The 20,562-nt window shown below is 63.6% G+C and carries 22 protein-coding genes; 9 read left to right on the forward strand and 13 right to left on the reverse strand.

Annotated elements, in window-relative coordinates; genetic code table 11:
* The first annotated feature begins 7 nt into the window (after window positions 1-7).
* Both AC1Q6Z_RS21215 and AC1Q6Z_RS21220 read left to right on the forward strand, forming a co-directional pair.
* Complete coding sequence (locus tag AC1Q6Z_RS21215) at window positions 8-685, forward strand: ArsR/SmtB family transcription factor (protein WP_492649176.1); 678 nt, start codon at window positions 8-10, stop codon at window positions 683-685.
* 127 nt (window positions 686-812) lie between these two features.
* A complete protein-coding gene (locus tag AC1Q6Z_RS21220; RefSeq protein WP_256118636.1) occupies window positions 813-1,502 on the forward strand; it encodes an HAD family hydrolase in 690 nt (229 codons plus the stop codon).
* Window positions 1,503-1,605: 103 nt separating this feature from the next.
* Here the strand turns inward: AC1Q6Z_RS21220 and AC1Q6Z_RS21225 are convergent, their stop codons facing one another.
* Window positions 1,606-2,163: a hypothetical protein gene (locus AC1Q6Z_RS21225; RefSeq protein WP_439655510.1), complete on the reverse strand. Its 558-nt coding sequence runs from the start codon at window positions 2,161-2,163 to the stop codon at window positions 1,606-1,608.
* 321 nt (window positions 2,164-2,484) lie between these two features.
* On the opposite strand from AC1Q6Z_RS21225, the gene thrC reads away from it, so the two are divergent.
* Both thrC and AC1Q6Z_RS21235 read left to right on the forward strand, forming a co-directional pair.
* The gene (gene thrC / locus AC1Q6Z_RS21230) at window positions 2,485-3,882 is read left to right on the forward strand and encodes a threonine synthase (RefSeq protein WP_492649177.1); all 1,398 of its coding nucleotides are present in this window, start codon (window positions 2,485-2,487) and stop codon (window positions 3,880-3,882) included.
* Window positions 3,883-3,899: 17 nt separating this feature from the next.
* Window positions 3,900-5,198, forward strand: coding sequence for a M16 family metallopeptidase (locus AC1Q6Z_RS21235; protein WP_492649178.1), 1,299 nt, complete (start codon window positions 3,900-3,902; stop codon window positions 5,196-5,198).
* 108 nt (window positions 5,199-5,306) lie between these two features.
* Here the strand turns inward: AC1Q6Z_RS21235 and AC1Q6Z_RS21240 are convergent, their stop codons facing one another.
* Window positions 5,307-6,251: a homocysteine S-methyltransferase family protein gene (locus tag AC1Q6Z_RS21240; RefSeq protein ID WP_492649179.1), complete on the reverse strand. Its 945-nt coding sequence runs from the start codon at window positions 6,249-6,251 to the stop codon at window positions 5,307-5,309.
* Between the two features lie 222 nt (window positions 6,252-6,473).
* Here AC1Q6Z_RS21240 and AC1Q6Z_RS21245 point away from each other — a divergent pair, with 222 nt between their 5' ends.
* On the forward strand, window positions 6,474-7,067 hold the full coding sequence (locus AC1Q6Z_RS21245) for a GNAT family N-acetyltransferase (RefSeq protein ID WP_492649180.1): 594 nt from the start codon (window positions 6,474-6,476) through the stop codon (window positions 7,065-7,067).
* Between the two features lie 53 nt (window positions 7,068-7,120).
* Window positions 7,121-10,033 (forward strand): EAL domain-containing protein, encoded by a 2,913-nt coding sequence (locus tag AC1Q6Z_RS21250; protein WP_439616629.1) that lies wholly within the window; start codon window positions 7,121-7,123, stop codon window positions 10,031-10,033.
* 82 nt (window positions 10,034-10,115) lie between these two features.
* Here AC1Q6Z_RS21250 and AC1Q6Z_RS21255 read toward each other — a convergent pair whose 3' ends face one another.
* The 3 genes from AC1Q6Z_RS21255 to AC1Q6Z_RS21265 form a co-directional block, all read right to left on the reverse strand.
* Window positions 10,116-11,174, reverse strand: coding sequence for a zinc-binding metallopeptidase family protein (locus tag AC1Q6Z_RS21255; protein ID WP_492649181.1), 1,059 nt, complete (start codon window positions 11,172-11,174; stop codon window positions 10,116-10,118).
* Window positions 11,175-11,282: 108 nt separating this feature from the next.
* The gene (locus AC1Q6Z_RS21260; RefSeq protein WP_256118628.1) at window positions 11,283-11,474 is read right to left on the reverse strand and encodes a CsbD family protein; all 192 of its coding nucleotides are present in this window, start codon (window positions 11,472-11,474) and stop codon (window positions 11,283-11,285) included.
* Between the two features lie 99 nt (window positions 11,475-11,573).
* Window positions 11,574-12,179, reverse strand: a complete 606-nt coding sequence (locus AC1Q6Z_RS21265) for a YqgE/AlgH family protein (RefSeq protein WP_492649182.1) — start codon at window positions 12,177-12,179, stop codon at window positions 11,574-11,576.
* 173 nt (window positions 12,180-12,352) lie between these two features.
* Here AC1Q6Z_RS21265 and AC1Q6Z_RS21270 point away from each other — a divergent pair, with 173 nt between their 5' ends.
* The 3 genes from AC1Q6Z_RS21270 (at window position 12,353) to AC1Q6Z_RS21280 (ending at window position 14,847) form a co-directional block, all read left to right on the forward strand.
* Window positions 12,353-13,144: a protein-disulfide reductase DsbD domain-containing protein gene (locus AC1Q6Z_RS21270; RefSeq protein WP_492649183.1), complete on the forward strand. Its 792-nt coding sequence runs from the start codon at window positions 12,353-12,355 to the stop codon at window positions 13,142-13,144.
* 58 nt (window positions 13,145-13,202) lie between these two features.
* Entirely contained in the window at window positions 13,203-13,688 is a 486-nt protein-coding gene (locus AC1Q6Z_RS21275) for a peroxiredoxin (RefSeq protein WP_256118625.1), read from the forward strand.
* A gap of 97 nt (window positions 13,689-13,785) precedes the next feature.
* On the forward strand, window positions 13,786-14,847 hold the full coding sequence (locus AC1Q6Z_RS21280) for a hypothetical protein (protein ID WP_492649184.1): 1,062 nt from the start codon (window positions 13,786-13,788) through the stop codon (window positions 14,845-14,847).
* Here AC1Q6Z_RS21280 and rnhA read toward each other — a convergent pair.
* The 8 genes from rnhA to AC1Q6Z_RS21320 all read right to left on the reverse strand — a co-directional run bounded on the left by rnhA (window position 14,819) and on the right by AC1Q6Z_RS21320 (window position 20,560).
* Window positions 14,819-15,274 carry a ribonuclease HI gene (gene rnhA / locus AC1Q6Z_RS21285; RefSeq protein WP_256118623.1) on the reverse strand — a complete coding sequence of 152 codons (456 nt, stop codon included), beginning with the start codon at window positions 15,272-15,274 and terminating at the stop codon, window positions 14,819-14,821. The two genes, AC1Q6Z_RS21280 and rnhA, sit on opposite strands and share 29 nt — an antisense overlap.
* Window positions 15,271-16,236: a homoserine kinase gene (locus tag AC1Q6Z_RS21290; protein ID WP_492649185.1), complete on the reverse strand. Its 966-nt coding sequence runs from the start codon at window positions 16,234-16,236 to the stop codon at window positions 15,271-15,273. Before AC1Q6Z_RS21290 ends, rnhA begins: the two co-directional genes overlap by 4 nt.
* A gap of 58 nt (window positions 16,237-16,294) precedes the next feature.
* On the reverse strand, window positions 16,295-17,302 hold the full coding sequence (gene ispH / locus AC1Q6Z_RS21295; RefSeq protein WP_492649186.1) for a 4-hydroxy-3-methylbut-2-enyl diphosphate reductase: 1,008 nt from the start codon (window positions 17,300-17,302) through the stop codon (window positions 16,295-16,297).
* A gap of 3 nt (window positions 17,303-17,305) precedes the next feature.
* Window positions 17,306-17,671 carry a DUF1304 domain-containing protein gene (locus AC1Q6Z_RS21300; protein ID WP_492649187.1) on the reverse strand — a complete coding sequence of 122 codons (366 nt, stop codon included), beginning with the start codon at window positions 17,669-17,671 and terminating at the stop codon, window positions 17,306-17,308.
* 57 nt (window positions 17,672-17,728) lie between these two features.
* The gene (locus AC1Q6Z_RS21305) at window positions 17,729-18,463 is read right to left on the reverse strand and encodes an SURF1 family protein (protein WP_492649303.1); all 735 of its coding nucleotides are present in this window, start codon (window positions 18,461-18,463) and stop codon (window positions 17,729-17,731) included.
* A gap of 16 nt (window positions 18,464-18,479) precedes the next feature.
* Complete coding sequence (locus tag AC1Q6Z_RS21310) at window positions 18,480-18,863, reverse strand: DUF983 domain-containing protein (RefSeq protein ID WP_256118619.1); 384 nt, start codon at window positions 18,861-18,863, stop codon at window positions 18,480-18,482.
* Window positions 18,864-19,017: 154 nt separating this feature from the next.
* Entirely contained in the window at window positions 19,018-19,896 is an 879-nt protein-coding gene (locus tag AC1Q6Z_RS21315) for a cytochrome c oxidase subunit 3 (protein WP_256118618.1), read from the reverse strand.
* Between the two features lie 58 nt (window positions 19,897-19,954).
* Complete coding sequence (locus AC1Q6Z_RS21320) at window positions 19,955-20,560, reverse strand: cytochrome c oxidase assembly protein (protein ID WP_256118617.1); 606 nt, start codon at window positions 20,558-20,560, stop codon at window positions 19,955-19,957.
* Between the last annotated feature and the right edge of the window lie 2 nt (window positions 20,561-20,562).

The raw sequence follows: 20,562 nt of genomic DNA on the forward strand, positions 1-20,562 counted from the left end.
TCGAAGTATGAAAGAAGGACCGGACATTTCCCAGATCGGGGCGCTGATCGGCGATCCCGCCCGCGCCAACATGCTGACCGCGCTGATGGGCGGGCAGGCGTTGACAGCGACCGAGCTTGCGGGCGTCGCCGGCATCACCCTGCAGACCGCCAGTTCACACCTTTCCAAGCTGGAGGCGGGCGGGTTGATCGTGCAGCGCAAGCAGGGCCGGCACCGCTATTTCGCGCTTGCCGACGACGCGGTCGGCCTCCTGCTCGAAAACATCATGGGTTTTGCCGCAAACCGCGGCCATATGCGCACCCGGCCCGGCCCGAAGGACCCGGCGCTGCGCAAGGCGCGCGTCTGCTACAACCATCTCGCCGGCGATTTTGGCGTGCGCATGCTCGATCGGCTGGTGGGCGATGGCGACGTGACGCTCGATGGCGACGACGCCGCGCTGACGCCATCGGGCGAGACCCGCATCGCCGCCATCGGCATCGACCTTGCCGCGCTGAAGGCTCAGCGCCGCCCGGTCTGCCGCACCTGCCTGGACTGGAGCGAGCGGCGCTCGCATCTGGCAGGTTCGCTCGGCGAGGCGCTGCTCGCCCGCTTCATCGCCGATGGCTGGGCGAAGCGCGAGAAGGACAGCCGCGCCATCCGCTTCACCGCGGAGGGCGAGCGGAGGTTCATGGCGCTGTTTCCGTGAGCACGGCGCGCGCATAGCTCGTGCGCTTAATCGGCAATTGTCCGAGAGGCCCCTTTCGTGTAGGGAAGCCGCGACTTCATGGGCGCTTGCGTGCCCCTCCTGACCCCCACTTGAAAGACGGCATGTCATGGACGGTTTCGACCTCATCATCTTCGACTGCGACGGCGTTCTGGTCGATTCGGAAATCATCGCGGCGGAAGTGGAATCGCGGCTCCTCACCGAGGCGGGCTACCCGATCGGCGTGGAGGAAATGGGCGAGCGTTTTGCCGGCATGACCTGGCACAACATCCTGCTCACCATCGAGCGCGAGGCATCCATCCCGCTCTCCGCCTCGCTGCTCGACAAGTCGGAAAAGCTGCTCGATGAGCGGCTTGCCGCAGAAGTGCAGGTTATCGACGGCGTAAAGCTGATGCTGTCGCGCATCCGCAAGCCCTATTGCATCTGCTCGAATTCGTCCCTTCACCGCCTCGACATGATGCTGTCGAAGGTCGGCCTCAAGGAGGTCTTTGCGCCGCATATCTACTCGGCCAAGGATCTCGGTCCCGATCGCGTCAAGCCGAAGCCGGACATCTTCCTGCACGGCGCAAAGCAGTTCGACGCCGATCCGGCCAACACGCTGGTGATCGAAGATTCCGTGCACGGCATTGCCGGTGCGCGCGCCGCCGGCATGCGCGTCGTCGGCTTCACCGGCGCCTCGCACACCTACCCCTCCCATGCCGACCGCCTGACCGAAGCCGGCGCCGAGACCGTGATCTCGCGCATGAGCGAGCTGCCGGGCGTGATTGCCGCGCTTGCGGAGTGGCAGGAAGCTATTTGAGCGAATAGCGAATAGCGAATAGCGAATAGCGAATAGCGAATAGCGAATAGCGAATAGCGAATAGGATTGTTCCTCTATTCGCTATTCGCAACTCCCTATTCGCTCACTTCGTGTTGTACGGGCCTTCGTCGAAGCCGACATAGACCTTGGTGAAGCCGCCCGAACCGCCGGGGATCGCGACTTCGCCCTTGGTGAAGATGAACTGGCCGGCGTCCGTGTTCACCGGATACTGGATGAGTTCGGAATAGAGCGTCGTGCTGCCATCGCTTGCGGCGACGCGGATCGGCACGTTGACGGTTCCGCCGGAGCTTGCCGGACCGGTGACCACGCGGCCCTGCACCATCACGGTCATCACGAGCTGGCTTTCGTTCAGCACGCAGCGGCGCGTCGTGTCGGCCAAGGTCACCTGGTAGAGCAGGTTCTGCGGATCGTCCTTGGCGCCCTTGGCGTAGCGGCGCAGCACCGCGGTGCCGTCACGCAGGTAGACCTGCGGGCACGAGCCCTGCACGATGGCGGTCTGCGTCTGCTGCTGGGCGGCGGTCTGCGCGCCGGACGGGTCGCTGTTGACGCCCATGTCGGCGGGCTTGTCGGTCTGGTTGCAACCGGCAACGACGGCGAGAAGGGAGATGCCGAGAAAGCGGCGAATGGTCATTCCAAACACGTTACTGTAACCCCTGCAATCAGGCCCCGCCCCCGGCGTCCAAGCCTTTCGGAACTCTTCTGGCGGGCCTTTTCACGGCCCTAGGCGATGGTCTATAGCAGCGGCGTGGCGAAAAATCGATTGTCGAATGAATCCGCCCGCAGAATTTCGAAAAGCCCGCGCCCGCGGGCAGGAAACAACGGCATTGCCACGATCTGCCGCAAAGAGACCTGCGGTATTCGTGGCCTTTCGTTAGGGTCAAAAAAGCGCTGGTGTGGAGCGAGTGTAGGTTTTTGCGATCGACATCGCTCGACATAACCAACAATTCCAAGGACGTATGACGTGGATTATGTTTCGACGCGGGGCGAGGCCCCTTCCCTCGGTTTCTCCGATGCGCTTCTGGCCGGCCTTGCCCGCGATGGCGGCCTCTATGTGCCGCGCGAATGGCCGACCTTCTCCAAGAAGCAAATCCGGGCGCTGCGCGGAAAATCCTATGAGGAGATCGCCTTCACCGTGCTCTCCCCCTTCCTCGAGGGCGACATTCCGGCCGACAAATTCCGCGCGATGATCGACGAGGCCTACGCGACCTTCCGCCATCCGGCGATCGCGCCGCTGGTGCAGACCGGCCCGAATGCCTTCGTGCTGGAGCTCTTCCACGGCACGACGCTCGCCTTCAAGGACGTGGCGATGCAGCTTCTCGCCCGCCTGATGGACCATGCGCTGGCCGTTCGCGGCGAACGCGCCACCATCGTCGGTGCCACCTCGGGCGATACCGGCGGGGCGGCAATCGACGCCTTTGCCGGCCGCGAGCGCACCGACATCTTCATCCTCTTCCCGGAAGGCAAGGTCTCGCCGGTGCAGCAGCGCCAGATGACCACGTCGAAGGAAAAGAACGTGCACGCGCTCGCCATCAAGGGCAATTTCGACGATTGCCAGAACCTCGTGAAGGCGATGTTCAACGACGTGAAATTCCGCGACCGGGTCAAGCTCTCCGGCGTCAACTCGATCAACTGGGCGCGCATCATGGCCCAGATCGTCTACTACTTCACCAGCGCCGTGGCGCTCGGCGGGCCGGACCGGAAGATCTCCTTCACCGTGCCGACCGGCAATTTCGGCGACATCTTCGCCGGCTATGCCGCCAAGCGCATGGGCCTGCCGATCGACAAGCTGGTCATCGCCACCAACGAGAACGACATCCTCGCCCGCACGCTGAAGACCGGCCGCTACGAGATGAAGGGCGTCAAGGCCACCACCTCGCCGTCCATGGACATCCAGATCTCCTCCAACTTCGAACGCCTGCTGTTCGAGGCCAATGACCGCGATGCCGGCGCCGTGCGCCGCGCGATGGAAAGCCTCAAGCAATCCAATGCCTTCGAGATCGAAGAGGGCGCGCTGAAGACGATCCGCAAGAAGTTCCGGGCTGGCCGCGCGACGGAAAAGCAGGTGGCCCAGACGATCAAGGACACGCTGAAGAAGACCGGCTACCTGCTCGATCCGCATTCGGCGATCGGCGTCTTCGTCGCCGCCAAGCACGAGAAGCCCGGTGCGCCGATGGTTACGCTTGCCACCGCCCACCCGGCCAAATTCCCCGCCGCAGTAAAATCGGCATGCGGTATTGACCCGGCGCTTCCGTCGTGGCTTGCTGACCTCATGCAAAGGGAGGAGCGGTTCGACGTCCTCGATGCGGAGCTCGATGGGTTGGAAGACTTCATCGGGAAACAGACGCGGGTTCGAGGCTAGAAACGCAGAAAGTGCGCATGATGAAAGTTGAGTGCACCCGGCTTCCGTCCGGGTTGACCGTGGTGACCGAAAACATGCCGCATCTCGAGAGCGTCGCTCTCGGCGTGTGGATCAAGTCGGGGTCGCGCAACGAAACCACGGACGAGCACGGCATCGCCCATCTCCTCGAACACATGGCCTTCAAGGGCACGGAGCGCCGCTCCGCCCGCCAGATCGCCGAGGAAATCGAAAATGTCGGCGGCGAGGTCAACGCCGCGACATCGACGGAAACCACCTCCTATTATGCCCGCGTGCTGAAGGACCACGTCCCGCTCGCCGTCGACATCCTCGCCGATATCCTGACGGAATCCGTCTTCGACGAGGAAGAGCTTCGCCGCGAAAAGCACGTCATCCTGCAGGAAATCGGTGCTGCCAACGACACGCCGGACGACGTGGTCTTCGACAAGTTCTCCGAGGTCGCCTATCGCGACCAGATCATCGGCCGCGCCATTCTGGGCACGCCGGATTCCGTGCTCTCCTTCTCGCCCGGCGAGATCCGCCATTATCTCGACCGCAACTACACGACGGACCGCATGTTCGTCGTCGCGGCCGGTGCGGTGAATCACGAGGAATTCGTGCGCCAGGTCGAGGATCGTTTCTCGACCCTTCCGACCGCGCCGAAAATCTCGCCGGTCTTCGAGCCGGCCCGCTACACCGGCGGCGATATTCGCGAGACGCGCGACCTGATGGATGCGCAAGTGCTGCTCGGCTTCGAGGGCAAGGCCTATCACGCGCGCGACTTCTACTGTTCGCAGATCCTCGCCAACATCCTCGGCGGCGGCATGTCCTCGCGCCTCTTCCAGGAAGTGCGCGAGCATCGCGGCCTGTGTTATTCGATCTACGCCTTCCACTGGGGCTTTTCCGATACCGGCATCTTCGGCATCCATGCCGCGACCGGCGGCGAGAACCTGCCCGAGCTGATGCCCGTCATCTTCGACGAGCTGCGCAAGTCGTCTGAAAACATCGAGCAGCAGGAAATCGAGCGCGCCCGCGCCCAGATCCGCGCCCAGCTTTTGATGGGCCAGGAAAGCCCCGCCGCCCGCGCCGGCCAGATCGCCCGCCAGATGATGCTCTACGGCCGCCCGATCCCCAACGAGGAGCTGATGGAACGCCTGCAAGGCATCACCATCGAACGCCTCACCGACCTCGCCGGCCGCCTGTTCTTCGACACGGTCCCGACAATCTCGGCCATCGGCCCGCTGGAGCACCTGGTTTCGGCCGGCGACATTAGCCGGTCGCTGGCGCGCGGAACGGTGCCGGAGCGCGCGGCGAGCTGAGGGGCGGCTTAGTGGCTGACATCCCGGATAGGTGCCGGTAAACGCGATATCGATCATTTGTAAATCGGCGCGCTGCTGTCGCATGCCGTATCCGAATTGTCGATACCATCATAGACAGCGAATTTGGCCGACCTTGTGTGCAATCTTGCCAATATGACGCCCGTCGGTTCCACAGCATCCGCCCCAGACATTGATATGCGGGAATCGTTGCGCCAGTTGCGCCATTTGATGGCCAAGCTCCTCAGGGTCGCCGTCCTCCAAATGCCCGAGTTTGCAAAGCGCGAGGGCCTCCATGGCAACAGCATTCGGCATGAAGCCGCCGAGCCGGCTCACCCAGTCTCCCCTCGTCAATGCGGGCGCGAATTCCGTTGGATGGGTGCAATTGATCATGTAGTAGGCAGGCGCGGCATCGGTGGCGGCATCTACCATTTCAATGGCTTGCTGCATGGTATGGCCACCTGAAAGCAACCCGCCACGCTGTACGAAAAATGAGATGACGATCGGAATGTCAGCCGCGCGCGCAGCTCTGGAAATACCGATTGCCTCCTCGACCGATGAAAAAGTCATTGCCGTGATCATATCCGCGCCGGCCTTTTTCAGAGTCTGTATCTGTTCGGAGTGATAGTCTTCAGCAGACGCAGCGTCGATGACTTCCCCTCTTTGATAGGCGTCTCCTCGCGGTCCGATCGCACCGCCGACGATCATCGGCGTTTCTGCGGTGTGATATTCGCGGGCGATCTCGCGGTAGAATTCAACCCCTCGGATGTTGATATCTTCAAGCGCCCGTGGTGAATAACCGATAAGCGTGCCCCAGTCGCGGCTGGCCCGATAATGCAAACCCTCGTTGATCACGCCGAAGCCTTGAGCAACGGCCGCCTCGACAAGCCTTCTTTGGTATTGTTCGAGACACATCGCTCCGCGTTCGTCATCCAGCAGTTCAAAGCCGCAGAAATGCCGCAGCTCGAAGCCGTCGACGTATTGGAGCCAGGTCTCAAATCCACCTCCGGTGGCCATTAGTCGACCACGAAGCTGCGGGAGCATTTCGATACCCATAGCCATTCTCCGTTTTGACGGAGCCCAATCTACACCTCCTCGTCGTTCTTCGCAGCCATCCGCATAAAAAATTGACGGAAAGCAACCTCCTGCCAATGTAGGCTTCACTGCCGCAAAGCGCCCACCCACCCTCTCCCCACCAACACCATTTGACGCCGTCCCGCCCGCTGTCATACTCTTAACCGATGGCGTGCCTCAGGGCTGGCGTGCGCGGAGGTTTGAATGACAAGGTCGGTATTTCGGTTTCTGTCCCGGCAGTCCGAGAGCCTCGAGCTTGCCAGCGATCGCCATCTGCTTCGCCTGCCCCGTTTCCAGGATTACCGGCAATGGTATCAGCTACGCTCGGAGAGCCGGCGTTTTCTCGAACCGTGGGAGCCAACCTGGCGGGGAGACGAGCTGACCGAGAGCTCGTTTCGGGCGCGCGTCATCAGAAATGAACAGGAATTTTCATCGGGCCAGGCCGTGCCGCTTTTGATGTTCGAGCGGGAGGAAAAGGTGCTGCTGGGTGGGCTTACCATCGGCTATATCAGGCGTGGGGCGGCGCAATGCTGCATGATCGGCTACTGGATGGGCGAGCGCCATGCCGGCCACGGCCACATGTTCGGTGCCCTGAAACTGGCCATACCCTATATCTTTTCGAGCCTTCAGTTGCACCGTATCGAGGCAGCCTGTATTCCAGACAATACAAGAAGCATCCGTCTCCTTGAAAAGGCCGGCTTTCAACAGGAAGGCTACCTTCGGGAGTATCTGAAGATAAACGGGGAGTGGCGCGACCACGTGATGTACTCGCTTCTGGCGGCCGACAGGCGGTCTTGAGCGGCACCCGGGCGCGACAGGACTGGGCCGTACCTAAGGACAATGCAGTTTCAATGATGCCTCCATCCGTGCAGCAAACGCTGCGTGCCAGCCGGTTGCTTGCCCTCGTTCTCCTCGCCGTGACGATGCTCGTCGGCGCGCTGGGCCTGCCCGCCCATGCCGTCGAGCCCGTCAAGATCTCCCGTGACGACACCGCGCTCGACCTGACCGCCACCACCGAGATCTATACCGGCCGCGGCGAGGCCTTCCAGGTTTCCACGGCGCCGGGCACGGACGGCATCGTGCGCCGCATCGAGGTGCGCGCCACGTCCGAAGACCACCAGGGCGACTGGGCCGTCTTCGCGCTCGCCAATGTCTCTGAAGAGCAGATCGACCGCGTGATCGTCGCGCCGCACTTCCGCCTCGTGCAGTCCAAACTGTTCTGGCCGGACCTTGGCGCCAAACGCATCATCTCGATCACGCCAAGCGAAGGCTTTGCGCTCGATCGGCAGCCGAGCGAAGAGGCCGACGTCTTCCGCATCACGCTCAACCCCGGCTCGGTCGTCACCTTCGTCGCGGAGCTCGCAACGCCCGACCTGCCGCAGATCTACCTCTGGGAGCCGGACGCCTACAAGGACACGGTCAACGCCTTCACGCTCTATCGCGGCATCGTGCTCGGCATTGCGGGCCTGCTCGCGGTGTTCCTCACCATCCTCTTCGTGGTGAAGGGCACCTCCATGCTGCCGGCGACGGCGGCGCTCGCCTGGGCGGTGCTCGGCTATATCTGCGTCGATTTCGGCTTCCTGTCGAAGCTCATCAGCATCACCGCGGGCGATGAACGAATATGGCGGGCGGGCACGGAGGTCTTCCTTGCCGCCGGCCTCGTGGTGTTCCTGTTCACCTACCTGAACCTCAACCGCTGGCACGCGCATCTCTCCTATGCGACGCTCGCCTGGATCCTCGGCCTCGGCCTGCTGTTCGGCGTGGCGATCTACGATCCGCCGATCGCGTCCGGCATCGCCCGCCTGTCCTTCGCGCTCACCGGCTCCGTCGGCATCGTGCTCATCGCCTATCTCGGCTTCAATCGGTATGACCGCGCGATCCTGCTGGTGCCTGCCTGGGCGCTGATCCTCGTCTGGCTGTTTGGCGCCTGGCTCACGGTGACGGGGCAGCTCAACAACGACATCATCCAGCCGGCCCTGGGCGGCGGCCTCGTGCTGATCGTGCTCCTCATCGGCTTCACGGTGATGCAGCACGCCTTTGCCGGCGGCGCTTATAGCCAGGGCCTGTTTTCCGATCTCGAACGCCAGTCGCTGGCGTTGACGGGCTCCGGCGATACGGTCTGGGACTGGGACGTGGCGCGCGACCGCGTCGTCACCATTCCCGATATCTCCATCCAGCTCGGCCTTGCGCCCGGCGTCATGCATGGCCCCGCGCGCAACTGGCTGCCGCGCCTCCACCCGGACGACCGCGACCGTTTTCGCGCGACGCTCGACGTGCTGCTGGAACACCGCAAGGGCCGGCTCAACCATCAGTTCCGCGTGCGCGCCGAAGACGGCCATTATCACTGGCTGTCGATCCGCGCCCGGCCAGTGCTCGGCGCAAACGGCGAAATCATCCGCTGCGTTGGCACGATCATCGACATCACCGAACAGCGCAACTCCGTCGACCGCCTGCTCCAGGATGCGCTGCACGACAACCTCACCGGCCTGCCGAACCGTCAGGTTTTCCTCGATCGCCTGCAATCGGTCCTCGCCCTGACCGCCAGCTCGGAAAACGTGCGCCCGACCGTGCTGACCATCGACATCGACCGCTACAAGCAGGTCAACGATGCACTCGGCATTGCGGCAGGCGACAACATCCTTATCGCGCTGACCCGCCGCCTGCGACGCCTGCTGAAGCCGCAGGACACGCTGGCGCGGCTGGCCGGCGACCAGTTCGGACTGATCCTGATGTCCGAGCGTGACCCCGCCAAGGTGGCGGATTTTGCGGATGCCGTCAGCAAGGCGATCATGGTGCCGATCAATTTCGGCGGCCGCGAGATCATCCTGACCGCCTCGATCGGCCTCGTCTCCTGGGTCGACCAGCAGGAGGATGCGGCCGGCCTGCTTAATGACGCGGAACTCGCCATGTACCGGGCGAAAAAGGCCGGCGGCAACCGTGTCGAGCCGTTCCGCCCTGCCTTCCGCACCTTCGGCGCCGATCGCCTGCAGATCGAGACGGATCTCCGCCGCGCCATCGAGCGCAAGGAGCTTTCCCTCGTCTACCAGCCGATCGTCCGCCTCTCGGATGCCGAAATCGCCGGCTTCGAGGCGCTGATGCGCTGGGACCACCCCAAGCGTGGCAACATCTCGCCGACCGAGTTCATCCCGATCGCGGAAGCCTCGGACCTCATCAACCAGCTCGGCCTCTTCGCCTTCGACAAGGCGGCAAGCGACCTGATGGACTGGCAGCTCCAGACCGGCGAGCTGCCGATCTTCGTCTCTGTCAACCTCTCAAGCGCGCAGCTCCTCAACAACGAGCTCTACAACGACGTGCGTGCGGCGCTGGCCAAGACGCGCTGCGAGCCGCACAAGCTGAAGCTGGAACTCACCGAATCCGTCGTGATGGAGAACCCGGAACAGGCCCGCCTCATCCTCAACAAGCTCAAGGATGTCGGCCTTGGCCTGGCGCTCGACGATTTCGGCACGGGCCATTCCTCGCTCTCCTACCTCACCCGCTTCCCCTTCGACACGATCAAGCTCGACAAGGCGCTGGTGCGCGACGCCTCCGACAAGCGCCCCGTGCTGCTGCGCTCCGTCATCTCGATGGCCCGGGAACTGGAAATGCAGGTCGTCGCCGAAGGCATCGAGTCCGAAGAGGACGCGATCGAACTCGGCAATATGGGCTGCGAATTCGGCCAGAGCTACCTCTTCGGCCCGCCGATCGGCTACGACTCAGTGCAGCGGCTGCTCAAAGAACGGTTTCCGCTGATGAAGCGGGCGTGAGCGAATAGCGAATAGCGAATAGCGAATAGCGAATAGCGAATAGCGAATAGGGGGTTATCGCCTATTCGCTATTCGCAACTCCCTATTCACTCCTGCGCACCAGCCGGTTGATGAAATCGAGTTTTTCCACGACCGGCGGCGGCAGGACGAAGGGGTAGCTGTCGGGCTGGCCCATGGAGCGCTGGATGGCGTTAAGGGCCACGCTGAGGGGGATCCAGGATTCGACGAGGCGGCCGGCGTTGGGGGCGCGGTAAGGGTCGAAGGTCACTTCGGCTTCCAGTTCCTCGTGGCCCTTCGGATCGGTGTTGAGGCCGAAGGCGCGGGCAGTCTCCAGCGTATCGACAATGTGGAAGAAGTGCGCCCAGCATTCCGCGAAGTCCTCGGCCGGATGGCTGCTCGCATAGGTGCTGATGAAATAGTTCTGCCAGTCGGCGGGCGGGCCTTGTTCGTAGTTGCGCTGGAGGGCGGCGGCATAATCCTGCCGTTCGTCGCCGAAGAGGCGCCTCGCCTCCCCCAGGGTCGCATCGTCACGCACGAGCTGCGACCAGTAGAAATGGCCGATCTCGTGGCGGAAATGGCCGAGCAGCGAGCGGTAGGGCTCGCCCATGGAGACGCGCACGCTTTCGCGCACCTCGTCGTCGGCCTCTGCCGCGCGCAGGCTGATGAGGCCCGCTTCATGGCCGGTCATGGCGGCATTGACGACATTGCCGCCGGCGTCGACCTCGTCGGCCAGGAAATCGAAGACCAGGCCGCTGTTCGGATCTTCCTCACGGGTCGGGTGCGGCAGCCGCCAGCGCAGGATCGAATAGAAGAGATGGTGTTGCGCGAGCCCGATGCGGCGCCAGCGTTCCAGCCCGTGGGGATCGGTCGTCGGCACGATGCGATTGTGGCGGCAGGCCTCGCAGAAGGCGTGCGAGCTATCCGCCGGCAGCAACCAGTTGCAGACGTCGTGCACGGCATTTTCGCAGAAGCGGTAGACGCCTTCGTTCGGCGCGATCTTCCAAAAACCCTCGCCTTCCGGCACCAGCGCATGCAGCGTTACATCCTGCGCCAGGAAGCCCAGCGAGGAGCCGCACCGCACGCAGACGCGGTTGTCGAAATGGATGGTCTGGCCGCAGGTCTGGCAGGTGAAAAGTTTCATGAGGTCCCCGGTATCGCATCGTAGAGAATACCCGCATCGGCCGAAGTCGATACGGGTATGCTTCAATCGCTATCGCTTGATGACACGGTCCGTGCCATCTGGCGTTCATCAGAGGCGGTCGACCGCACCCTTGACGGCGTCCTTGGCCTTGCCGACTGCCTTCTGGGTCTTGCCCTTGGCTTCCTGGCCGGCGCCTTCTGCCCGCAGCTTGGGGCTGTTCACTGCCTTGCCGGCGGCCTGCTTGGCCTTGCCTGCAACTTCGTTTGCGGTGCCCTTGATCTTGTCGCTCGTGCTACCCACCGTCGTACTCCTGTTGTTCGAGGCGTGCTCTTTCACGCGGCGAAACAACGGCGCAAAGCCGCACAAGTTCCAAAGAGAAGTCTGAAATAAGCGGAAGCGTCAGGCGTGGCCGGCTTCGGCCGAAAGCATGGCGGGCGAGATGCCCATCAGGCCGAGCGCGCGTTCGTATTTGCTGTCGAGATCGGTGTCGAAGATCAGCTCTTCCTGCGCCGGGCAGGACAGCCAGCCATTGGCGCCAATCTCGTTTTCGATCTGCCCCGCGCCCCAGCCGGCATAGCCGAGCATCATCAGGCCCTTCTGCGGGCCGCGGCCGCGCGAAATGGCGCGCACGATATCGAGCGTCGCCGTCAGACATATGTCGTCGCTGACCGGAATCGAGGATTCCGACATGTAATCATCCGAATGCAGCACGAAGCCGCGGCCGCTTTCCACCGGCCCGCCGCAACGGATGGGGAAATCGAGCGTGGAGCCCGGCAGGCGGATCACCTCGTCCTCGCCGAGCAGGTCGAGATGCAGTAGCACGTCGGAGAAGCTCAATTGCTGCGGCCGGTTGATGACGAAGCCCATCGCGCCGTCATCGGAATGGGCGCAGATATAGACCACGGTGCGGGAGAAATTGGAGTCGGCCATGCCCGGCATGGCGATCAGGAACTGACCGTCAAGGAAGCCGCGTTCTCGTCTGTTTTTCAGAACCGACATAGCCATAATGCGGACAGCCTACCAATTCACCGCCAAATGAAAAGCGTTCTTTTTTGCTGGCGCGGCATGCCAGCCTTGCAGGAAAGTTATGGTAGGAAAGCGCGCGATCAAGCTTTTATGATTGTCCCGCACGGTTTTGTTGCTGGAAAGCCGGTGCCCCCGGCGCTAGATATCGTTTCATGAAACGCCTGCAAACCGCTGCCATCGCGCTCATTTTTCTGCATTCGCCCGCCGCCGCCGCGACCTCGCAATGGGTCGAGACGCCCGGTGGCGACGTGCGCCTTGTTGCCCTTCCGGCCGGCGCCGACGGCGTGGTGCGCGCCATGATCGATATTCGCCTGCATGATGGCTGGAAGACCTATTGGCGTGATCCGGGCGGCAGCGGCATCCCGCCGTCGATCGCCATCAGCGGGGCCGAACTGAAATCGGTCGGCTTCCCCGCGCCAAAACGGCTCGGCGACCAGGAGAACCACTATATCGGCTACGACAAGCCGGTGCGCTTTCCGCTGAAGCTCGACAAGGCAGCCGGCGGGGCGATCACCGCGACGGTGTTTCTCGGCGTGTGCAAGGACATCTGTATTCCCGTGCAGGCGGAGCTGACGGTGGATTCGATCGGCGAGAGTTTTGCCAATCCGCTGGAGGAGACCGCGATCGCCGATGCCGAGGCGACGCTGCCGGGTGGATCGGGCAACGGGTTCAAACCGCTTTCCGGGCGTTTCGCGGCAGACGACAAGACCCTGACGGTGCGCTTCGAGGCGCCGGCCGATGGGGAGCTACCCGACGTCTTCCTTTCCGGTTCCTCGACCTTCGAATTCGGCGCGGCCGGTCCCGTCCGGCGCGATGGGAACGTCTTCGTCGCAGAGGTGCCGGTGCTGCACAAGCCCAAGGTTTTCGATCTTGCAAAAGATCCGATCCGCCTGACGGTGCGCTCCGGCGACAAGACGATGGAAAGCCCGCTTGCCATCGAGTGACCGTCGCCTATAGTCCCGTCACCCACATGAAGCCTACTATACAGACAGGGAGAGACCCGTGACCATTGCCGTTGGAGACAAGCTGCCCGACCTCAAGCTCAAGGAGCGCACGCCGGACGGTCCTGCCGAAATCTCGACCGAAGACCTGTTCAAGGGCAAGCGCGTCGTGCTCTTCGCCGTGCCGGGCGCCTTCACGCCGACCTGCTCGCTGAACCACCTGCCCGGCTATCTCGAAAATCGTGACGCGATCCTCGCCAAGGGCGTGGACGACATCGCCGTCGTCGCCGTCAACGACCATCACGTCATGGGCGCCTGGGCGAACTCCACGGGCGGTGCAGGCAAGCTGCGCTTCCTCGCCGATTGGGACGCCGGCTTCACCAAGGCGCTCGGCATGGAGGTCGACCTTTCCGCCGGCACGCTCGGCGTGCGCTCCAAGCGCTATTCCATGCTCGTCGAGGACGGCGTGGTGAAGAGCCTCAATGTTGAGGAAAGCCCCGGCCAGGCCACCGTTTCCGGTGCCGCCGCGATGATCGAGCAGCTCTGAATAGAGCCGGTCGCCGGACCGTCATCCTTTCAACGAGCCGAGAATGCCCGGGCAACACCCGGGCATTTCCATGAGGGCTTGCGGAAGGGAATGTCGGATGCAGGAAAATACGTGGCGAAAGGGCAGCACGGCAGAGGTGCCTGCGGGCCTTGCCATCCGGCTTGACGGCGCAATTCATGCGCTGCGTGCGGGCAGCCTCGATGCCGGCACCCTCGATACGCTTCTCGCCGACCTCGATCCCATTTCGCCGGAAGCGGCGCAGCAGGTCGCACGCCTCTGCACCGCATCCTTCCGCTATGGCCTCCCCTCGGACCCCGCCCCGACGCTGCTGGCCCGCCTGCTCGCGCTGCGCAAGAGCGCCCCGGACACGCCGCGCCAGACCGTTTCGCCGGGAGGGGCGGCCTGGCTTCGCCTTTGCCATCCGGACGGTTTCGTGCGCGAGACCGCGCTTCAGGCGCTGGACGATGCACCGCGCACGGCGTTTCGCCTCGCTTTGCTCCTGCTGCGGGTCAACGACTGGGTGCCGGAGGTGGCCGCCGCCGGGCGCGCAGCCTTCGAGCGCCTTGCGCCCGGCATCCCGCTGTCAGCGGCCCAACGCATCGCGCCGATGATTGCCAACCACTATGTGAAGCGCCGCGGCAGGGTCGATCTCGCAGCCCCGGTCATCGCGCTGCTGACGCGCGACGAAATCTGGCCCGCGCTGCTCTGCTGGCTGACGACATCGACCGATGAGGCCGTAGCACCCGTCATGCGGCTCCTGCTGCTCTCGGATCGCCTCGACGCCGTGCTTCCAAGGCTGCTGACGGCGCGGCATTATCTGGTGCGGGCGCTTGCCGCGCGCACGCTGATGTCCGGAAATGCCGAGGTCGTGGTCGGCAGGACGCAGAAGATCGAAGCCGGCTATTCCGGCCGCCACGCATCCTCTGTGCCGAAGCTCTTCACCCGGCCGATCGGGATTGCGACGGATGTCGAGGGCACGTTGCGGCAGGTGGCGCAGGACAGGGCCACCGCAGTGCGCAAGATCGCGGCCGACGGGCTGATCGCCAATCGGGACCGGCTCGACAATCTGGACGCGCTGCTGGCGCTTTTCGACAAGGAGCCGAACGCGGCCATCCGCGAGCGGGTCGACTTCATTCGCCGACGGCGCGCTTGCCTTTGAACGGCGCCATGCCCTGGCGGGCGAGTTCGTCGGCGCGTTCGTTTTCCGGGTGGCCGGCATGGCCCTTCACCCAGTGCCACTCGACCTTGTGGCGCAGCCGCGCCTCATCGAGCGCCTGCCAGAGGTCGCCGTTCTTCACCGGCTTCTTGTCAGCGGTCTTCCAGCCGTTTTTCTTCCAGCCGAAAATCCACTTGGAAATACCGTCCATGACGTATTTCGAGTCGGTGTAGAGATCGACCTCGCAGGGGGATTTCAGGGCGGACAGCGCGCTCATCGCCGCCGTCAGCTCCATGCGGTTGTTGGTCGTGTCGGCCTCGCCGCCGGACATTTCCTTCTCGACCTCGCCGTAGCGCAGCACCGCGCCCCAGCCGCCGGGGCCGGGATTGCCCGAGCAGGCGCCGTCCGTGAAGATATCGACATGTTTCATCGCAAAAGTCCGTATTCCGCAGGGTTCTGGACCTGACGATGGAAGCGCAGCTTGCGCAGGTATTCGAGCGGGTCCTTCTTGACGACAAGCGCACCCGGCGGCGTCATCAGCCAGTCGTAGAGCCGCGTCAGGAAGAAGCGCAACGCCGAGCCGCGCGCGAGCAGCGGCAGGGCGGCGGCCTCCTCTGGCGAGAGCGGGCGCACGCTCTCATAGCCGTCGAGCAGCGCCATGCCCTTGGTAAGGTTGAACGAACCGTCCTTCTCGAAGCACCAGGCATTGAGGCAGATCGAGACGTCATAGGCCAGGAGGTCGTTGCAGGCGAAATAGAAGTCGATCAGGCCCGACAGGCCCTCGCCGATGAAGAAGACGTTGTCCGGGAAAAGATCGGCATGGATGACGCCGGCCGGCAGGTCCTTCGGCCAGTTCTTTTCAAGGAAGGCGAGTTCGCCGCCGATCTCGTCCTGCAGGCCCTTCTCCACCTCGTCGGCGCGATCGGCCGACTTGTCCCACAGCGGCCGCCAGCCGCCGACGGAGAGCGCGTTCTCGCGTGTGATCTCGAAACCCTCGCCGGCAAGGTGCATTTCGGCAAGCGCGCGGCCCACTTCACGGCAATGCTTCGCCGACGGTTTCCGCAGCCACATGCCTTCGAGGAAGGAGATCATCGCGGCCGGGCGGCCGGAGAGTTCGCCGAGCTGCGCGCCGTCGTTCCTCGGCAGCGGCAGCGGGCAGGACAGGCCCCGCTCGGCCAGATGGTGCATCAGGCCAAGGAAGAACGGCAGGTCGTTGCGATCGACGCGCTTCTCGTAGAGCGTCAGGATGAAGGCGCCCTTGGTGGTGTGCAGCAGGAAATTGGAATTCTCCACGCCCTCGGCGATGCCCTTGTAGGACAGCAGCGTGCCCGCGTCATAGGCGGCCAGGAAGCGGGAAAGATCGTCTTCGGTGATATCGGTATAGACGGCCACGGGCGGGTCTCAGGCTTGCGGGGATAGGAATGATCGGGGGGGTGCCGCCCGCAAGGCCCTACTCGCCATTGACGAAGGCCATGTCGGCGGGGGTGAGTTCGATTGAGCGCAGTTCGCGATTGACGAGGAAGTGTTCGTTTTCCTCGACCGTATCGGCAAGCTCCACCACCGCATTGTAGCGCGCGCGGAAGGCCTCGATGATCTCGTTGACGATGACTTCCGGCGCGGAAGCGCCAGCCGAGAGACCGACGGTGCGGATGTCGCCGATCGTCTCCCAGTCGATCTCGGAGGCGCGCTGCACGAGCACGGACTTGGTGGCCCCTGCCCTCAGCGCCACTTCGACGAGGCGCTTGGAGTTGGACGAATTCGGCGCACCGACGATGAGGAAGAGGTCGCAGCCGGGGGCGGCCTGCTTGACGGCCTCCTGCCGGTTGGTGGTGGCGTAGCAGATCGAATCGGCTGCGGGCGCCGTGAGGTTCGGGAAGCGCTCGTGCAGGCGCTTGATGACGCCGGCGGTGTCGTCGACGGAAAGGGTGGTCTGCGTGACGTAGCCGAGATTGATCTCGTCCGGCGGCATATAGGTCTCGGCATCCTCGACGGTTTCGACCAACGAGACGGAGCCTTCGGGCAACTGCCCCATCGTGCCGATGACTTCCGGGTGGCCGGCATGGCCGATCAGCACGACATGGCGGCCGAGGCGCTGGTGGCGCATGGCCTGCTTGTGTACCTTTGAGACCAGCGGGCAGGTGGCGTCGAGATAGAACAGGTTGCGCGCCTGCGCATCCTCCGGAACGGATTTCGGCACGCCATGCGCGGAAAAGACGACCGGCTGCTGGCGGTGTTCTTCGGGGATCTCGTGCAGTTCCTCGACGAAGATCGCGCCCTTCGCCTCCAGGCCTTCGACGACATAACGGTTGTGCACGATCTCGTGGCGCACATAGACCGGCGCGCCATAGGCCTTCAGCGCCAGCACGACGATCTGGATCGCGCGGTCCACGCCGGCGCAGAAGCCGCGCGGGCCGCACAGTCTGATGGTCAAGTCCGATCGGGTATCAATCATGCTCATCGGTTATCCGGCAATCAGGACGGCAACAAGGGCGACGGCCGCCGGAAGCGCCTGAATGACGAAAATCTTCCGCGAGGCCGTTGCGCCCCCATATAGGCCGGCGACCAGCACCGCGCCAAGAAAAAACAATTTGATCTGCCAGGCGAAGGCCGGATCGGGATGCAGCAGCGCCCAGAACAGGCCAGCGGCGAGAAAGCCGTTATAGAGGCCCTGATTGGCGGCGAGCACCTTCGTCGCCTCTGCCTGAGCGGGCGTCATGCCGAAGGCCCTGAGGCCTCTTGGCGTCGTCCAGAGGACCATTTCGAGGATGAGGATATAGACATGTTCGATGGCGACGATCGCCACGAGGATGGTTGCAAGCGCCTGCATGTCCTCTTTCTCCCCTTTCAGGTTCCCGGGTGCGCCCCTGCTTGCTTCTATGCCATTTCAAGGCGCCGGGCGATCGCCCTTGCGGCGGAAGACGGCGTAGAGCGCGACGCCGACGAGGGCCGCGGCGAGGCCGTACCAGGTGACGGCATATTGCAGGTGGTTGTTGGGCAGGTCGAACTGTGTGACGGCGCCGATGGGAAGGCCCTTCGGGTTCAGCGCATCGCCGGCGTCGATGAAGAAGGGAACCAGCTTGTCGGCCGGGATGGCGACGCTCGATGCCATCACGTCGAGGTCCTTCCAGTAGAAGATATTCTTCGCGATGTCGTTGTCCGGCACGATGGAGGAGGGTTTTTCGGCAAGGCGCGCGCGGGCGAGGCCGATGACCGTCTGCTCGCCGGTCAGCTGGCCCTGCTTGCGCATTTCCGGCTCCTTCGCCTCGAAGGGCACGAAGCCGCGATTGACGAAGAGGAAGCGGCCGTCGGCGAGCTGGAGCGGCGTGTAGACATAATAGCCGGTCTGGCCGCGCCAGGTGGCGAAGAAGTGGCGCTCGCGGTTGTTGGCGAAGATGCCGGTGACGGTGACGGGGCGGTATTCGATATCATCGCCCTTCGCCGCCATCGCCTCGATATCGGCAAGCGGCGCCGGGGCCGCGATGCGTCGTTCGGCCATGTCGGCGAGAAGCTGCTCCTTCCAGGCCAGGCGCTGCATTTGCCAGGTGCCGAGCGACAGCAGAATGGCGAGTGCTACGAGGAAGGCGATGCCTGTCAGGACCGCCTTGCCCTTGCCCGGCATGCGGCTTGCCGGCACCTCAGCCACGGTCGATCTCGCCCGGGCGCGCGTTGTTGCGGTATTGCAGGGTGATCAGCAGGCCCTTCAGGATGCGCGTCAGCCAGAGGCCGAGGCCGATGGCGAGCGGGATCCACAGGATGAAATGCAGCCAGAGCGGCAGGGCATAGTTCACCTCCGCCCAGAGCGCGATGCCGACGACGATGAAGCCGACGATGAGCAGCACGAAGACCACCGGGCCATCGCCCGAATCGGCGAAGGAATAGTCGAGGCCGCAATTCGTGCAGGCCGGCCGCACCTTCAGCAGGCCATTGAACAGCCTGCCCTGGCCGCAGCGCGGGCAACAGCCGCGCACGCCGGCGCTGAAGGGGTCGACGGGCGGAAAGAGCGCCTTGTCCTCGTCCATGATGCGGGTCCAATCAAAATGCAGATGTCTGCATAGGTAGCGGCCCGCCTGCCCTGCGTCCAACTGAAAAGCTGCGACAAAGCGGCCGGGGTTCGCCCCAAACACAAACGGCCGCATCGCTGCGGCCGTTCGAAAAGTTGAGCATCGCGCTCGATTACATGTGCGCGATCGGCGCGCCCCAGCCACCCCAGATGTAGATGGAGAAGAAGAGGAAGAGCCAGACCACGTCGACGAAGTGCCAGTACCAGGCTGCGGCTTCGAAGCCGAAGTGCTGCTTGGGGGTGAAATCGCCGCGAAGCGCACGAATGAGGCAGACGATCAGGAAGATCGTGCCGACAAGGACGTGGAAGCCGTGGAAGCCGGTCGCCATGAAGAAGGTGGCGCCGTAGATCGAATCCTTGAAGGCGAACGGTGCGTGGGCATATTCGTAGGCTTGGACGAAGGAGAACAGGACGCCGAGCGCCACGGTGAGCGCCAGGCCGTTGACGAGGCCCTTGCGATCGTTGTGCAGCAGAGCGTGGTGCGCCCAGGTCACGCAGGTGCCCGAAAGCAGCAGGATGACGGTGTTGTAGAGCGGCAGGTGCCAGGGATCGAGAACCTCGATGCCCTTCGGCGGCCAGACGCCGCCGGTATAGGTGGCGCGCGCGGCCTGGATGGCTTCGCCGGGGAAGAGGCTCGCATCGAAGAAGGCCCAGAACCAGGCGACGAAGAACATCACCTCGGAGGCGATGAACATGATCATGCCGTAGCGCAGGTGCAGCGAGACGACGCGGGTGTGGTGGCCCTCATGGGCTTCCTTCACCGTGTCCGCCCACCAGGCGTACATCGTGTAAAGAACGATCAGCAGGCCGATGTAGAAGATCCACGGCGTGGCGAGGTTGACGCCGAACAGGTGGAACGCGCCGCCCGAGACATAGCGCATGTAGCCGATGCCGCCGAGCGCCATGACGAACGCGCCGATGGAGGCAAGCAGCGGCCACGGGCTGGGGTCGATGATGTGGTAGTCGTGTTTCTTCTGATGCGCATCGGCCATTTGACTTATCCCCGAATGTATCGCGTTCATTCCCGGCATAGCCGGAAACGCATGTCTTTCAAAGCTTGTTCGCGTCGTCCGTCTTGATATCCGCAGACGAAACCACCGGCTTCGTCGCCTCATGCGGATAGAAGGTATAGGACAGCGTGATCGTGTGGATGCCCTTGGTCTCGACCGGCTTGACGATCTCCGGATCGACGAAGAAGACCACGGGCATTTCGAGTTCCTCGCCCGGCTTCAGCGTCGTCTCGGTGAAGCAGAAGCACTGGACCTTGTTGAAATAGGCGCCGGCGGCCTGCGGCGTGACGTTGAACGTCGCCTGGCCGGTGGTCGGCGTCGAGGCGTTGTTGCGCGCCTTGTAGAGGATCTGCACGGTCTCGCCGATCTTCATCTCGACTTCGCGCTGCACCGGCTCGAAGGACCAGGCGAGGCCCGGACCGACATTGGCGTCGAAGCGCACCTTAATCGTCTTGTCGAGGATGACGTCGGAGGCCTGCTCGACGCGCTGCGTCGTGCCGCCGTAGCCGGTGACCTTGCAGAACATCTCGTAGAGCGGCACGGCGGCATAGGCCATGCCGGCCATGCCGATGACGAAGGAACAGCAGATGGCGACGATCGTGCCGTTGCCCAACCCACTCTTTTCAGTCTGTTTCGTCTCGCTCATGG

It is taken from the genome of Shinella sp. GW835-FHT14H05, from assembly GCF_058793575.1.